Annotated in this window: 16 protein-coding genes; 10 read left to right on the top strand and 6 right to left on the bottom strand. The window is 42.0% G+C overall.

What is annotated here, in order from left to right; all coding sequences use genetic code 11:
• Positions 1–5: 5 nt before the first annotated feature.
• Positions 6–1,952 carry a vWA domain-containing protein gene (locus P2W82_RS15160; protein WP_336516750.1) on the bottom strand — a complete coding sequence of 649 codons (1,947 nt, stop codon included), beginning with the start codon at positions 1,950–1,952 and terminating at the stop codon, positions 6–8.
• 93 nt (positions 1,953–2,045) lie between these two features.
• Here P2W82_RS15160 and P2W82_RS15155 point away from each other — a divergent pair, with 93 nt between their 5' ends.
• The 5 genes from P2W82_RS15155 to P2W82_RS15135 all read left to right on the top strand — a co-directional run bounded on the left by P2W82_RS15155 (position 2,046) and on the right by P2W82_RS15135 (position 7,504).
• Positions 2,046–2,633 carry an RNA polymerase sigma factor gene (locus tag P2W82_RS15155; protein WP_336516749.1) on the top strand — a complete coding sequence of 196 codons (588 nt, stop codon included), beginning with the start codon at positions 2,046–2,048 and terminating at the stop codon, positions 2,631–2,633.
• A gap of 28 nt (positions 2,634–2,661) precedes the next feature.
• Entirely contained in the window at positions 2,662–4,017 is a 1,356-nt protein-coding gene (locus tag P2W82_RS15150) for a carboxypeptidase-like regulatory domain-containing protein (protein ID WP_336516748.1), read from the top strand.
• A 382-nt stretch (positions 4,018–4,399) separates the two neighbouring features.
• The gene (locus P2W82_RS15145) at positions 4,400–5,230 is read left to right on the top strand and encodes a DUF2911 domain-containing protein (RefSeq protein WP_336516747.1); all 831 of its coding nucleotides are present in this window, start codon (positions 4,400–4,402) and stop codon (positions 5,228–5,230) included.
• Between the two features lie 117 nt (positions 5,231–5,347).
• Entirely contained in the window at positions 5,348–6,604 is a 1,257-nt protein-coding gene (locus P2W82_RS15140) for a DUF2130 domain-containing protein (RefSeq protein WP_336516746.1), read from the top strand.
• A gap of 33 nt (positions 6,605–6,637) precedes the next feature.
• Complete coding sequence (locus tag P2W82_RS15135; protein ID WP_336516745.1) at positions 6,638–7,504, top strand: zinc-dependent peptidase; 867 nt, start codon at positions 6,638–6,640, stop codon at positions 7,502–7,504.
• A 427-nt stretch (positions 7,505–7,931) separates the two neighbouring features.
• Here P2W82_RS15135 and P2W82_RS15130 read toward each other — a convergent pair whose 3' ends face one another.
• The gene (locus tag P2W82_RS15130; RefSeq protein WP_336516744.1) at positions 7,932–8,609 is read right to left on the bottom strand and encodes a 4'-phosphopantetheinyl transferase family protein; all 678 of its coding nucleotides are present in this window, start codon (positions 8,607–8,609) and stop codon (positions 7,932–7,934) included.
• A gap of 60 nt (positions 8,610–8,669) precedes the next feature.
• On the opposite strand from P2W82_RS15130, the gene dcd reads away from it, so the two are divergent.
• Positions 8,670–9,206: a dCTP deaminase gene (gene dcd / locus P2W82_RS15125; RefSeq protein WP_336516743.1), complete on the top strand. Its 537-nt coding sequence runs from the start codon at positions 8,670–8,672 to the stop codon at positions 9,204–9,206.
• A gap of 167 nt (positions 9,207–9,373) precedes the next feature.
• On the opposite strand, the gene P2W82_RS15120 is transcribed toward dcd, so the two are convergent.
• A complete protein-coding gene (locus P2W82_RS15120) occupies positions 9,374–10,459 on the bottom strand; it encodes a DUF3810 domain-containing protein (protein ID WP_336516742.1) in 1,086 nt (361 codons plus the stop codon).
• A 132-nt stretch (positions 10,460–10,591) separates the two neighbouring features.
• Here P2W82_RS15120 and P2W82_RS15115 point away from each other — a divergent pair, with 132 nt between their 5' ends.
• The 3 genes from P2W82_RS15115 (at position 10,592) to plsX (ending at position 12,389) form a co-directional block, all read left to right on the top strand.
• Positions 10,592–11,137, top strand: coding sequence for a YceD family protein (locus P2W82_RS15115; RefSeq protein ID WP_336516741.1), 546 nt, complete (start codon positions 10,592–10,594; stop codon positions 11,135–11,137).
• A 10-nt stretch (positions 11,138–11,147) separates the two neighbouring features.
• Positions 11,148–11,339 carry a 50S ribosomal protein L32 gene (rpmF, locus tag P2W82_RS15110; RefSeq protein ID WP_336516740.1) on the top strand — a complete coding sequence of 64 codons (192 nt, stop codon included), beginning with the start codon at positions 11,148–11,150 and terminating at the stop codon, positions 11,337–11,339.
• Positions 11,340–11,432: 93 nt separating this feature from the next.
• A complete protein-coding gene (plsX, locus tag P2W82_RS15105) occupies positions 11,433–12,389 on the top strand; it encodes a phosphate acyltransferase PlsX (protein ID WP_336516739.1) in 957 nt (318 codons plus the stop codon).
• Positions 12,390–12,550: 161 nt separating this feature from the next.
• Here plsX and P2W82_RS15100 read toward each other — a convergent pair whose 3' ends face one another.
• The 3 genes from P2W82_RS15100 to P2W82_RS15090 form a co-directional block, all read right to left on the bottom strand.
• Entirely contained in the window at positions 12,551–13,360 is an 810-nt protein-coding gene (locus P2W82_RS15100) for an alpha/beta fold hydrolase (protein ID WP_336516738.1), read from the bottom strand.
• An 82-nt stretch (positions 13,361–13,442) separates the two neighbouring features.
• Positions 13,443–13,901 carry an SRPBCC family protein gene (locus P2W82_RS15095; RefSeq protein WP_336516737.1) on the bottom strand — a complete coding sequence of 153 codons (459 nt, stop codon included), beginning with the start codon at positions 13,899–13,901 and terminating at the stop codon, positions 13,443–13,445.
• Positions 13,873–14,226, bottom strand: a complete 354-nt coding sequence (locus P2W82_RS15090; protein ID WP_336516736.1) for an ArsR/SmtB family transcription factor — start codon at positions 14,224–14,226, stop codon at positions 13,873–13,875. The genes P2W82_RS15095 and P2W82_RS15090 overlap by 29 nt, the downstream gene beginning before the upstream one ends.
• A gap of 209 nt (positions 14,227–14,435) precedes the next feature.
• Here P2W82_RS15090 and P2W82_RS15085 point away from each other — a divergent pair, with 209 nt between their 5' ends.
• Positions 14,436–15,473 (top strand): LLM class flavin-dependent oxidoreductase, encoded by a 1,038-nt coding sequence (locus P2W82_RS15085; RefSeq protein WP_336516735.1) that lies wholly within the window; start codon positions 14,436–14,438, stop codon positions 15,471–15,473.
• Positions 15,474–15,478: the final 5 nt, after the last annotated feature.

Genomic DNA, 15,478 nt, shown 5'->3' with positions numbered 1-15,478 from the left:
ACAGCTCAATTCATTGTTAACTCTTCCTCATCTTCTTCAATATCATGGCCTTTTATACCTGCAGTCTTTATCACGATAGATCTGAATTCTTTGCGATATCCTTCTTTATCATTATTCATCACCCCTGATAAAATCTCCAGCACTTTACTATAACTGATATTTCCTTTGAATTCAGAATTCCGCAATAACATGCCATATCCTGCAACTGCAGATGCTAAACGAAAGTTTTCAGAAGTCTTTTTCCAATCGGTTCCTGAATACAATACCGGATGTACGAGCAATTTGCTTTGATCTTCATCGGGTTTCTTATACCTGATTTTGATATTCATCATCTCCTTCGCCCAGGTTGATTCCTGTTTTTTACTTTTATCTGTTTTTTGGTACTTCAGCGAATCAACACTCTCCAATTCACTTGCTTTTACTCCTGCCGGAATGATTTCATAAAGAGCTGTAACGGTATGACCGCTGCCCATATCGCCCGCATCTTTTTTATCATTATTGAAATCCTCTTTATTCAATAAGCGATTTTCATAACCGATAAGCCGATATGCCTGTACAAGGTTGGGATTGAATTCAATCTGGAGTTTCACATCTTTTGCAATCGTAAAAAGCGTACCACCGAATTCATTAACTAAAACTTTTTTTGCTTCGCTGAGCTGATCGATATAAGCATGATTACCGTTTCCTTTATCGGCAAGTTTTTGCATTTTGGCATCCTGGTAATTGCCCATTCCATAACCGAGCACAGTCAGAAATACGCCTGACTTTCTTTCCTTTTCAATCAATGTTTCTAGCGCATCATCACTGCTCTCGCCAACATTGAAGTCACCATCGGTACAGAGAATAACCCTGTTATTGCCGCCTTTTTTGAAATTCGCAAGTGCCGTATTATAGGCAAGCCTGATACCGGCACTACCAGCAGTTGATCCACCGGCTTCCAGTCTTTCAATTGCAGCCCTTATAGCTGCTTTGTTGGAGCCGGATGTAGAAGGAAGCACAAGTCCCGCAGCACCTGCATATACAACGATAGCCACATTATCCTGTTCGCGAAGCTGATCCACAAGCATCAGCAAACTCGATTTCACCAAAGGAAGTTTATTGAAATCCTGCATAGAACCTGAAACATCAATCAAAAAAACCAGGTTAGATGCAGGAAGATTTTCCACCGGGATCTTTTTCCCCTGTAGCCCGATCATCACCAGCTGATGATTTTTTTTCCATGGACTATTAGCAATCTCAGTATATATAGCAAACGGATCTTCGGTTACTGGTTGAGGGTAGTTATAATTAAAGTAATTGATCAGTTCCTCTATACGAACGGCTCCCGCAGGTGGAAGCGAACCATCATTGATAAACCTGCGTACATTGCTGTAAGACGCAGCATCAACATCAATCGAAAAAGTAGATAAAGGATTGTCAGTTACGCGCAGGTATCTGTTTTCAACTATATGATCATAACCTTCACGACTATATTCATCTTCAAAATATTTGTCTTGCTTTTGTTTCCTATGTGAACGGGTGACAGTCACTCCTGCTGCTCTACCCTGCAATTGGCTATGTAGAATAGGTTCAGCAATTAAAGTAGATACACTTCCTGTTACGTCGCTGACTTTTTTTGTCGCATAACCCGTCACCACAACTTCTTCCAGTTTCGTAGCAGATGGCTGAAGCATGATCCACTGCGTATTCTGATTTTTCACCATTACTTCCTGCGATGTATAGCCAACTCCGGAAACAATTAAAGTTGCCGGAAGCTGTGCAACAGTAATGGAAAAATTTCCATGAGCATCCGTCGTCACTGCATTCTTTGTTTTCTTTTGAACTACCTGAACGCCCGACAAAGGCGCACCTTTCTCATCAGTAACCATACCTTTTATCGTTACCGTTTCATTTTTGGCAAAGGAAAACGTGAGTCCTGCTGCGATGAGCAGGATAAATGTTATTATCCGCATAAAATTGATTTTAATAATCAGATGCCTGCCACGAATGCATTACATAATTCGACTGCATAATTTTTTTATATTAATTTTCCGGTCGTTTCTGCAATGAATTTTATTAGGAATATAGAAGCAAGCCAACTGACTGATGCTGAACTGGTGCACCTGTTTCAAAAAGAGCAGGACCTGAAAGTTCTGGCTCAATTGTATGAGCGCTATATGGACCTTGTATATGGTGTCTGTTTAAAATATCTAAAGGACACTGAAGAAAGTAAGGATGCGGTGATGCAGATTTTTGAATCATTGGTCGTCAAATTACCAAAACACGATGTAGAACAATTCCGCAGCTGGTTGTATGTACTTGCTAAGAATCATTGTCTTATGGCCTTGAGAGCCAGCAATAAACAAAAGACTTCAACAATTTCACCGGATCTTATGCAATCCGGGGAAAACGGGCATCTTAATGGTGCGCTGGAAAAAGAGGAGCAGCTGGAACAGATGGAAAAATGTATGGACTTACTGCCTGTCGATCAGAAAGAATCGGTGAAACTCTTTTACCTGGAGCAAAAAAGTTATAAAGAGATAGCAGATATCACTGGCAACGAATGGAACCGTGTACGCAGTTTGATCCAGAATGGCAGAAGGAATATGAAGATATGTATGGAGAAAAAACTAAAAGAGAAATCTGAACTTTAACAAAAAGACATAACATCGTAAATGTTCAATGGATAAGGACGAAACAAATAGCATCTCACAACAGGAACAGATCCGCAGATATCTTTCAGGAGAAATGACTGCAACTGAAATGTATGCGCTTGAAAAACAGGCGTTGCAGGATCCGTTTTTGGCTGATGCAATTGAAGGGATGGCTTCCATTGAAGAAAATAAGTTGAAGTCTGATCTCGTCGAATTGAGATCAAGACTTGCTGAAAAAACTGAAGGCAGGATTGTTCGGTTACCCCGCAGAGTAAGTTGGGGAAGAATTGCTGTTGCTGCAGCGATTTTTGCTATTGCAATTCTTTCCACAGTAGTATTAGTAAACCGGCAACTGGATTCAAATCAACTCGCAATAAATAAAGAAGAACAAGTCCGGAAATCTGATTCCGCTAAAAACCCTGAGGAGTCTGCAGTTGCTGATCGACAGGATACTGGAACAACGGCACCTGATGAATCTCTCAACAGGCAAATCGAAGACAGGCAGAAGAAATCATATGAAGAAACAAATAAGATAGCATTGACTTCTCCGGTTCCGGTAGAAAAGTCAAAAAAGGACAGATCCGATGAGAAGAAACCCGAAGCATTGGCCGAGGTTCAGAAAGCAGAAGCAAGCAAAATCGATATCAGCCATGATGTTTTGGAAAGCAAAGCAGCTGGAGTAGAAATAAAACCTTCCGTGGTAAAATCTACCTCTAATGAAGCTTTCCTGCGTCCTGCAAATGCAGACGAAAAGACTAATCCGAACAGGTTGTATTTTTTCACCGGCAAAGTAACCAATGCTGAGCAAAAGCCGGTTTCCTTTGCAAATATTGCGGTAAAAAATGCCAATAGTCTTACCTACACTGATGCCAAAGGTAATTTTCGGTTATTCTCTGCTGATAGCGTTCTTAATGTCGATATAAAATCGGTCGGGTACCTGACCAATTCTGTAGTGCTGAATTACAATCAGCCGCAACATCAACTGGTACTGAATTCACTGCCACCGAAAACCAAAAAATTTAAATCGTCCGACAAAAAAGTATCAGTCATTGATCATGAAAAGGAAGATTCTTTGCCGGTTGCAGACACTGGTTTTGTTTCTACTGAACCAGTAGCTGAGCCGGTTGATGGCTGGGGATTATATCACCTGTATCTGCTAAACAATGTTCGTCCTCAGCGAGGGACAGATGGGAAGAATATTGAAGGAAGCGTTGTACTTTCTTTTCTTGTAAACAATATGGGCTGGCTCTCCGATTTCAAAGTTGAAAAATCGCTCAGCACTGCCTGTGACCGTGAGGCCCTCCGGCTCGTTCGAGAAGGTCCGAAATGGGAACTGTATAATACGGAGAAGGCGATCCGGGTGAAGGTAACTGTCGTATTTTAAGGCTGAAAAAAAGCAGCTGGTCGCGGGCAGCAGATAAATTCGAATATCAAAGGAAATGGTATTGTGATTCATTGATTGAACCTTGAACAGCAAGGCCCAGGTTTCTGCATTCCTTCTATGGATATTGGCTTTTTACCAGAATTGCAGAGACGCCATGCCCTGGGCCTCAACAATTCTGACCATCAACGTTTCAATGTAACCGGTCTTTAAGCCGTTACCTATAGCTCATCGGATACTACCTCCTGGTAACGACCCGCTATCTACAGTCAGGTGTCTGCTGTCTGCCGTCTCCTTAATCGGCTGTTTCCTTTTGCCTTATGCCTCCTTAGTATTTCCTCGCCTTTTGCCTCTTTTCCCTACCTTCGCGGAAATTTACTTTCTTATGAAACGTATGCTATTGACTGTTGCCGTATGCAGTTTATTTTTCATCGCAGAAGCACAACTTAAAACGCCACAGGCTTCTGTCGGCCAGACCATCAAACAGGATTTTGCACTGACCAGTGTCGAAGTAAATTATTCAAGACCAAGTGCACGTGGTCGCAAAATTATGGGCGAATTGGTTCCTTACGGAAAAGTATGGCGTACAGGTGCCAACGCCGCAACTACAATTACCTTTAAAGATGATGTTATCATCAATGGTAAAAAAGTACCTGCCGGGAAATATGGTTTACTGACTATTCCTAATTCAGGCGATTGGACCATCATACTTAGCAAACAGACAGATGTTACGAGTCCTGCTGCTTATAAACAGGACCAGGATGTTCTGAGATTTACGGCCGCTGCTCAAAATCTTCCCGTAGCTGTTGAAACATTCATGATCACTTTTGACAATGCCAAAAACACTGGTATTGATTTAATGATGATCTGGGAAAACACACTCGTTGCATTTACAATTTCACAGGAAGTAGATGCGAAAGTGATGGCTGAAATTGATCAGCAGATGAAATCTGCCAAGCCGCCGTATTTTCAGGCAGCTATGTACTATATCGAATCTGGTAAGGATTTGAAAAAGGCGGAAGAGTGGTTAGGTAAAGCAGTAAAGGAAACTCCTGATGCTTTCTGGGTTTGGTATCAGCAGGCGAATCTCCAGGCCAAACTTGGCAAGAAAAACGAAGCTATCGCTTCAGCGAAAAAATCCATTGAGCTGGCAAAGGCACAGAAGAATGATGATTATGTAACGCTGAATAATAATCTTCTTGCAACACTGAACTAGTAAGAATTTTTATTTCGTGAAAAAGCCGTCGCATGACGGCTTTTTCTGTTTTTTGAATGTATTTCGCTACGAGACAAGAATTGATAGTTTCGTAATTTGAACAATCAACAGATAAGCATGGCGACCAATATCAAGTGCCCGAGTTGTTCTTTTGTTTTTCCGCTGGAAGAGTCTTTATCGGAAGATTATAAAAAGGACCTGAGGGAAAAAATGAATGAATACACTAGGAAAAAAGATGAAGAATATTCAAAAAGAGAGCAATTCCTAAAGCAGCAACTGGATGCAAAGGATCTGGAATATGGGAAACAGTTACAGATTGAAAAAAATAAAATACAGCAACAGCTCGAAGAGCAGATACGCAAGGCCGTAAGTTCCGATTATGAAACCCAGCTTTCCCTTTTGAAACAAAACAGTCGCGACCAGGAAGAAAAATTAAAACTTGCACGGGAAAAGGAACTGGAATTTCTTCAGAAAGAACAACAGCTGAAAAACAGGGAAGCTGAACTTGAACTCGATGTACATCGCAAACTCCAGGCGGAAAGAGAGAAACTTACAGAAGAACTAAGGAAGCAGGAAGAGGAAAAATCGCAGGTAAAAGAAACGGAGAACAAATTGCGGATGAAGGAGCTTGAAAAGCAGCTGGAAGATCAGAAGAAGCTGGTGGATGAAATGAAGCGAAAGGCGGAACAGGGGTCTATGCAGTTACAGGGCGAAGTACAGGAACTCGCGCTTGAAGAAATGCTGAAAAGTAGTTTTCCTTTCGATTTGGTAGAGGAAGTCGGCAAAGGTATTCGTGGTGCCGATTGTATTCTGGTAGTAAGAAATAGTATGGCTGTCGAATGCGGACGGATCATTTTTGAAAGCAAGCGTACAAAAGATTTCTCCAGGGACTGGGCAGAGAAACTGAAAACAGACATGCGTTCTCTGGGTGCAGACATCGCTGTGCTAGTTTCGGCTACAATGCCGAAGGATATGAACAGCTTTGGAGAAAAAGACGGTGTATGGATCTGTAATTTCGATGAGGTCCGGGCGTTGGTTCATGTGCTGCGCGACGGCATATTGCGTGTTGCAACTGTGCGTAAAGCCCAGGAAAACAAGGGGGATAAAATGGTGCTCTTATATAATTATCTCACCAGTAAAGAGTTTGGCGAACAATGGAAGGCGATCTATGAAGTGTTCATGAGTATCCGTGTTTCCATTCAGAAAGAACGTGACATGATGGAAAGGATCTGGAAAGCCCGTGAAAAACAATTGGAAAAAGCATTGTTAAATACGCAATATATCCGTGGATCGGTGGAAGGAATTGCAGGTCAGGACAGTATAAATCTAGAATTACCATGGGATTCGGAGGCAGATACTTTAACATCAGGTTAGAGCGTTATACCGAAAGGCTGCCTTCTGACCCTGATGGAAATAACCTGGCTGATCATATTAATCGCGGTGATCGTTTATACGATCTTCCGGGGAAAATCCCGGAAAAAAACTCTTTATTCAGATGACGCCGCCGGTGAATTACAATACAATAAAGAAGTCGGAGAAAATATTCACCTAAGCAGTCCGCTGGTTTACTATGGAGAGAATCTTGATTTCTCTGACGAAGTCATCAGGAAAGTTCTCATAAAATATTTCCCCTATTTCAACAGGCTGCTCCCACCCGACCAGGATAAATTTTTATCAAGGCTCAGGAAATTTATCAAAACGAAAATTTTCATCATTCATGACGTGAAAGGATACCGGGAGATGCCGATCCTGATCAGCGCGTCTTCGATACAACTTACGTTCGGTCTGGATAAATTTTTAATGCCGCATTTCAATATTATTCAGATTTATCCACAGGAATTTATTGCGCTGGAACCTATGCGCATTCTTATCGGGAATGTGAGTGGTAACACAATCAATATTGCATGGAAACAGTTCCTCGAAGGCTATAAAAACCGATTCGACAGCAGCAATGTCGGATTGCACGAAATGGCCCACGCTCTTTATTATCAAAATTTTGAAACTGAGGAGTATATCGACAGGAACTTCAAGAACTGCTTCCAGGTATTTACTGCGCTAGGCGACAGGATTTATTCCAAAGAAAAAGAGCGCAGCATTGGATTGTATTCTGATTATGCGATGAAGAATTTCCAGGAGTTCTGGGCAGAAAGTATTGAGCTCTTTTTCGAAAATCCTCAGCGGTTAAACTCACATTATCCGGAGCTGTACAATATTCTCTGCGACCTGCTTTGCCAGGACCCGCTTCGTTATCCTTATCACGATTATTCGGTGTAAGACCTGGCAGGTCTGATAAACCTCGCAGGTTTAAGACCTGGCAGGTTTTCTAAACCTGGGAGGTCTAAGACCTCCCAGGTCGCGTACATCATTCTCAAACCTTCCCGATATTAAACCTTTCAGTTTTGTATTTGAAGTAGTCTTGGGCAATCCTCATCGTCAGGTTTTGTGAAAGCTTTTCATTTAAACAAACCTCGCAGGTCTAAAACCTGCCAGGTCTTGTAAACCTCGCAGGTTTTTTATACCTGGGAGGTCTCAGACCTCCCAGGTTGGGTACGTCTATCTCACTTCTTCCTAATTAAACCTTTCAGTTTTGTATTTGAAGTATTCTTGGGCAATTCTCAATGTCTGGTTTTGTGAAAGTTTTTCATTTAAACAAACCTCGCAAGTCTAAAACCTGGCAGGTCTTTTAAACCTCGCAGGTTTTTTATACCTGGGAGGTCTTAGACCTCCCAGGTTGGGTCACATAAGAAAGACACAATGTTTCAAAAACCTGGAAATATACTACAAGACTCACCGGCTGACTTTTCAAAAACTGGCACCTTATCGTACCGTGCACGGTAGGGTCGATGGAAGAAAAAACAATATGATCACTGAAATCAATACCGCCGAGGCCATACCATTTGTACACCGATTCCTTTGCTGACCAGAATAAGGTCAATAGTATCCAGGGGGATTTCATTAGTGGATGCTGTGGATCGAGAGAACGGATAGTTTCCTCCACTAAGTCCTCTTCAGAAGTTTGCAGAAATTTACCTCTGATCCTTTGTATTTTGGGAGTGGATTCTTCAACATCAATTCCCACGCGATCAGTCCTGCTCACAATTGCAGCGGCATAATCTCCGCAGTGAGAGATTGAAAAGTGATAAGCTTCATTTTCCAGAAAAGGTTTTCGTGTATCGGCTATCCTGATGAGTTCATAGGGGAAATCAGGAAAAAGTATCCGAAGCAGAAATCTTCCGGCAAGATGTTGCAATCTTTTGTGCGGATGAGTTATTTCACGTTGCAGCGGAACTTCACGGAGAAAAAAATCTTCGGTCTCCGTGATCTTCCAGATACCCAGGCGGGTGGTCGCGTTAATATCTTGTTGATAAAACAGGGGCATAAGAAAAGTCTGATAGACGAATTTCGGGTTTTGTTTACCGGGAGATAACTACAGCAAAATATGATTTTATCCGACACACGAATTCTTGAAGAAATTACTAAAGGCACCATAAAAATTCAACCTTACGATCGCGAATGCCTCGGAAGTAATTCCTATGATGTTCACCTCGGTAGGACCCTCGCCACTTATCGCGAGCATATTCTCGACGCAAAAAAACACAACGAAATAGAGTATTTCGAGATCCCTGACGAGGGTTTCGTTCTTTATCCACATATATTTTACCTGGGTGTAACCCTTGAATATACCGAAACGCATGCCCACGTTCCATTCCTCGAGGGAAAGTCGAGTACAGGTCGGTTAGGCATTGATATTCACGCAACTGCGGGAAAAGGCGATGTGGGTTTTTGCGGCAACTGGACGCTTGAAATTTCCGTAAAACAGCCCGTGAAAGTATATTATGGCATGCCCGTCGGTCAACTTATTTATTTCCCGGTTGACGGTGAAATTGAAGTGAAATACAATCAGAAAAAGAATGCTAAATACGCGGGGCAGATCAGCAAGCCGGTGGAGAGCATGATGTGGAAGAATAAATTTTAGCCGGTAGACGTGAGACAATAGAGGAACTTGTAAGGATACAACAGGAACAGCCGGCTTATACCGGAATCGGTCTGTTTATCAGATTCGATGTGTTATCGTTTGGCCGCTGGTCCTGATTTTGATATTTTATCGTTGGCTTTAGCCAATAAACTTAACACCACTGACCGCTAAATTTTTCCCTCTTTCCGATAATAGGCTAGCAACCACATAATAACTCTACTGTAACTTTTCTCACCGGAAGGTTGCTGATTTAATTTCAGGTATCGATCATAAAACGCGGAAACTGCTTTATCCACCGGGCCTTCATATTTTATCCTGAAAGCTCTCAACTCCACCAGGTCAGCTTTTGCTTCAGGGGCAAGTGCGCGCATATTAGCACGGTAAGCGGCAGTATCAAAAAGATACAATTCCGAATTGGCATAAAGGAACATTTCGAAATAAGCGGAATACCTGAAAGCAGTCTGACCGGACTTCTCAGCAGCAAGAAACCCTACGAAATTGGCTTCATTTTCCTTTGCGTAACCCAGCTGGTGGGCAATTTCATGGCAGGTAACAAAGGGCAGCACAGCAATGGGAACGGTATGATTTACCTGGGCCTCACCTGTAAAAGGATTGAAGTATCCCGAGTAACCCATATAATTTCCAATCACTCCAAACAGCGATTTTTTTACAGATGCAGGCTGATATTTAAGAAAGGGATATTCCGGACTTACCTGTTGATAGGCCAGATCAGCGCCGGAGAAAATCTGCTTTGTTGTTAAATTTTTCTTCCATTCCGAGAAACCGCTGCAGGCATTTGTACTGTCCAGAAGCAATAGGGTAAGTTTCCGAAGCTGATCCACCGGCTCCTTTTTTACGTCGAGCGCCAACTGGTAAGCAATGCCAGGCCGATTATAATTCAGTCCCCAGAAGATGTTGAAAATAAGATAAATCCAAATGGCCAACCGGAAATAACGAAAGCCTCCCAGCAGAAAAGAAGCTCTACTGAACTTTTTCCTTGCGAGTATTTTTATGAATTTCAAAAGCTTCACTACCAACCAGATAAAAAGGCCTATATAAAGCAAATCTCCAATACTGAAAGGCACCCAGCCCCAGGTATACCTGAATATTACTGAAAGCCCCTGGTACAATCCAAAGGTATACCCTTCTTCCACCCAAAACCGGTTTGAAGCAATGATCCGGATGATAAAAACCCCAAGAAGAAGAACAGAAGTGAAAACAATTTCACCAGTAAATGACCGAGCTGGTTTCATTGCCGGAAATTAATAACTGTAAGCCGGTATGGCTAAAGGATTCACGAAATTTGTACTTAATAATTGTAAAGCAGGGGTGTTTGCAGTTTGATTGAATTGCATTACCTTTGCCAGCCTTTAAATTGCATAGTTATGGCTGGACGCAGGGAATACGAAATTGCGTTTGTTGGTCTGAAGCCGGGTGTTCACGAGTTCAACTATACAATTGATGACAAGTTCTTTGCAGATTTCAATTTTCCGCAACAGGAGTTCAGCAATTGCCACGCGAATGTAAAACTCCTGCTGGACAGACAAACTTCATTTTTGATGCTGAAGTTTGAAGTCGGTGGAACCTGTGATGTAACCTGTGACCGTTGCGGAAATCCGTTGACGGTTCAGCTCTGGGATGATTTTAGTATGCTTGTGAAGATGGTAGATAATCCCGATGAACTGAATGCCCAGGATGAAGACCCGGATGTATTTTATATCTCCAGAACGGAAAGTCATATTGACGTTGCCGGCTGGATATATGAATTTATCAACCTCAGTGTTCCTGTTCACAGGATGTGCGACGATAAAGACATTGATGAAACAAAATGTAATGTTGAAGTGCTGAAGATGCTGAGGGGAATGAACGATGAATCAAAAGAAAATCAAAATCCGATCTGGAAAGGGTTGGATAAATTCAGGAATATTTAAAATATAAGATATGCCAAATCCCAAACGGAGGCACTCCCAGCAACGCAGTGCAAAAAGAAGAACTCACTATAAAGTTGAGCCGGTAACGTTGAGTAAAGACAGCACGACTGGTGAATTGCATGTTCGTCATCGTGCACACGAAAGCGAAGGCAAACTTTATTATAAAGGAAAAGTTGTAGCAGAGAAATCTCCTATCGCATAAGGTTTTACATAGAACGCGTTCCGGACACATAGGTTTAACAATAAACCTGTGTCCGGAATTTATTTTTTGCATAATTCTCATCATTTTTGCTCCATGATTATCGGACTTGATATGATGGGCGGCGATTATGCGCCATTGGAAGCTGTAAAAGGAATTCATTTGTTTAAGGCTGAAACCAATTCAAACACCGCCCTGGTATTGATTGGTGACGAAGAACAGATTAAAATTCACCTCGCCGAGCAACAATTTGATCCTGCAACTTTCAAAATCGTTCATGCGCCACAGGTAATCGGCATGCATGAGCATCCCACCAAAGCACTCAAGGAAAAACAACAGTCATCCATAGCCGTAGGCTTTCATCTCCTCGCAACGGGAAAAATTGATGCTTTCATCAGTGCAGGAAATACCGGCGCAATGATGGTAGGCGCACTCTTCAGTATCAAAGCAATTCCTGGAATACAAAGACCGACCATCGGAACTTATATCCCCAGGGAAAACGGCACTCCCGGTTGGTTGCTGGACGCAGGCATCAATGCTGACTGCAAACCCGAAAATCTTGTACAGTTTGCTATTCTCGGTTCATTGTTTGTGCAGCACGTATGGAATATCAGCAACCCTCGCGTGGGATTGGTTAATATTGGTGAAGAAGAAGGAAAAGGCAACCTCCTCGCGCAAGCTGCCTATCCTCTGTTAAAAGAAAATTCAAAAATCAATTTTGTTGGAAATATCGAAGGACGGGATATCCTTGCCGACAAAGCAGATGTGATGGTCTGTGATGGATTCACAGGAAATGTAATTCTGAAATTTGCAGAAAGCATTCATGATTTTACTTCGAAGCGTGGGATACAGGATGCCTATTTTGACAAATTCGATTTTGAACAGTACGGCGGTGTTCCTGTATTAGGCGTTGCCAAACCTGTGATTATCGGTCACGGGATCTCACACGGTCCTGCTTTCAAAAACATGATACTGATTGCTGAAAAAATCATTGGGCAAAAGCTATTGGAAAAGATCAAAGAACAATTCAGTGAAAACGGAACGGTGAGCTGATCAAATAAACACACTCCATTTGCTTAATTTGCAACTGATGAACTCACTTTTGCCTGCACAATAACAGGTGCGTTGATCATCATGATACATAGACAGCGACCACAATGCAATTATTTTTTGACATTTCCTGAGACCCTGATTTCCACATCTGAACCGAATTTTTATTTATCCAGGAAATCCTGAACAAGTTTCACAACAAAATTTTCCTGGTAACTCGCTGGATTTTTTTCCATCACCTCACCCAGGTATGTACCATGTCCGGCAGGAATTACAGCAAGTTCGCATTGAGGAATGAGCCTGTACATAGCAACTGCATGTTCGACAGTATTTACATCCTTGTCACCGCAGATAATCAATGATTTTGCTTTAATAGACTTCAAAACTCCATCATCCCAATCCTTGAAATTCTGCATGCGGGTAGCATCGCGTTCATACATGGTATGTAATGCGTTCGTATCGGGGTTCACCTTCAGAAATGCTGTTTTCAGATCGGCAGGCATATCATCAAAAGTCGATTTGTTCATCCCTTCCCAGAATCCGGCAATCATGCCCTCTCTCTTATAAAATGAAGATGCAATGATAATTCTGTTTACAAGACCAGGATGACGAACTGCCATTTGCATGGTCGTGTTCCCTCCGTTACTAAATCCAAATATATCAGCCTTAGAAATATTCAGATTTTTCAGCAGGGCGGCAACATCATCAGCATCCTGTTCAAAAGAACTCGGCTTTCCGCGATCTGAAGTTCGCCCATGAGCCTGCAGTTCCACACCAATGATTTGCCTGCCTTCAAACAATGGGATGATTCTTCCAAATGTAGACTGTATGGTAGAGCCTCCGCCATGTATTAGTACTAACGGCTTACCATGACCGTAAATTTCATAGTACATCCTAATACCATCGATATCTGAATATCCCGTTTTTACTTCGGCAGTATCTTTCACATTTACTGATTCATTATTTTTTTCCATTGCAGCGTTATTACATGAACTAAAAATCAATCCACTTATAAATAAAATCCGGCAGTATGTGTATACGTATCTGACTCCGGGCCTAATGAGATTGTTGTACATAATGATCCAGTTTTTCAATAATCTGTTCAAGACCTTCATCCGCTTTAAAAGTTTTAACGGTCTGGATTAACTCTTCCCTGCTTTCAAATAACATATGCCAGCTGATCAGAGTAGTTTTGCCCCTGTCTTCGAACTCAATGGTTGCAAAAAATTTTGGTCCGCTGACATGCTCGTACACAATTTTCCTATGCTTTACAATTTCCCTGAAAATACTTTTATTCCTGTAATCCGTTCCATCGGGCCCATGCATCACGAGATCCCATTCACCACCAGGCCTCATATCCATTTTTGTAATTGTATTTGTGAATCCATCCGGACCCCACCAGTTTTTGAGATGCGCAGGATCTGTCCATACTTCCCACACGAGCTCAATTGGAGCTTTTAGTTCACGTGAAATTCTCAGTTCCCGGTCAGCGGTATTTACGGGATTGTTTTGCATTTCGTTTCGATTTTTGAATTTTTGCGAGGTAGTTTTCAAGATTATCGAGATGACTTTCCCAATGTTTTTTATAGCGACTCACCCATTGTTCTACTTCATCAAGTTTATCCAGTTGAGGTTTACAAAATCTTTCTCTCCCCTGTTGCTCGATTACAATCAACCCGCACTCCACCAGAATCTTTACATGTACAGAAATTGCCTGCCGGCTCACATCAAAATTCTCTGCAATTGAATTCAGATTGTACTCTTTTCCTGCTATAAGATCAATGATCTGCCGCCTGGTTGGATCGGCTATCGCCTGAAATACGTCTCTCCTGGTTTCCATGGAATATCAATTTATGCAATCACCTGATTGCAAATATATGCGCAATCAGGTAATTGCACAAAATGTTTCTTTTTACTGAAGGATAACAGCTGCATACAACTTTATTTTGTTAATATTTCTTAATACTGCTCACCCTGGAGAAAGCCTCTGAATAGTTACAGGCTGATAGGATTTGACTAAATTTGCGTCATAATTTTTAAACGGCTATTATGGAATTTGGTATAGGAATGTTCGGCGACCTTGGATTGGAATCTTCTACAAAAGAATTCAAATCTGCACAGCAACGTTTTGCAGAAATGACTGAAGAAATTAAACTGGCAGATGAACTTGGAATTGATGTTGTAGCAATGGGAGAGCATCATCGTGCTGACTATGCTGTAGCGTCTACAGAAGTTTACCTGGCTGCCCTTTCATCCGTTACCAGAAACATCAAACTCGCCAGTGGTGTAACTGTATTAAGCTCTGCTGATCCTGTGAAAGTTTTCCAGGATTATGCTACACTCGATTTATTATCAAATGGTCGCGCTGAGATCATTGCAGGTCGCGGAAGTTTTACAGAATCATTTCCCTTGTACGGTTATGATCTCTGGGATTATGACGAGTTGTTTGTTGAAAAACTTGACCTGTTATTGCAATTGAATAAAGAACCCAAAATCACTTGGGAGGGAAAGTTCCGTAAGCCATTAAAAAATCAACCCATATTTCCGCGTCCGGTCAATAATCGTGAACTGCCCGTATGGATAGCCGTTGGTGGCACGCCTGCTTCCGTACACCGGGCTGCTGTTCTTGGTGTTCCTTTGATGCTCGCAATTATCGGGGGAATGCCAGCGCAGTTTACGGATTTCGTGAAGTACTACAAGAGAGTCTACCAGGAAAGCGGCCATGATATTGCAAAAATGCAATTGGGTGTACACAGCCACACGTTTGTTGCGGATTCATCTAAAGCACTTATCGATTCTTATTTTCTCTACTACGCTGCACAGATGGATCGTGTAGGAAAACAACGCGGCTGGCCACCTTACACAAAAATGCAGTTTGAAGGTGGGATGAGTGAACAGGGTGCATTATTCATGGGCGAACCCAAAAAAGTAGCTGAGAAAATTACAGGACTCATCAAAATGTTTGGGCTTACACGATTCGTTGCTCACATGGATGTAGGTGATCCCGGGCACGAAGCAATTATGCGATCCATTGAATTGTTCGCGAAAGAAGTCATTCCGATGGTAAAAAAATCACTCGCAGAATAATTGCT

The organism is Pollutibacter soli, from assembly GCA_029269725.1.
Taxonomy (GTDB): Bacteria; Bacteroidota; Bacteroidia; order Chitinophagales; family Chitinophagaceae; genus Pollutibacter; species Pollutibacter soli.
The sequence above is the reverse complement of the archived record's forward strand: the minus strand, read 5'-3'. Positions and strand labels throughout refer to the sequence as shown.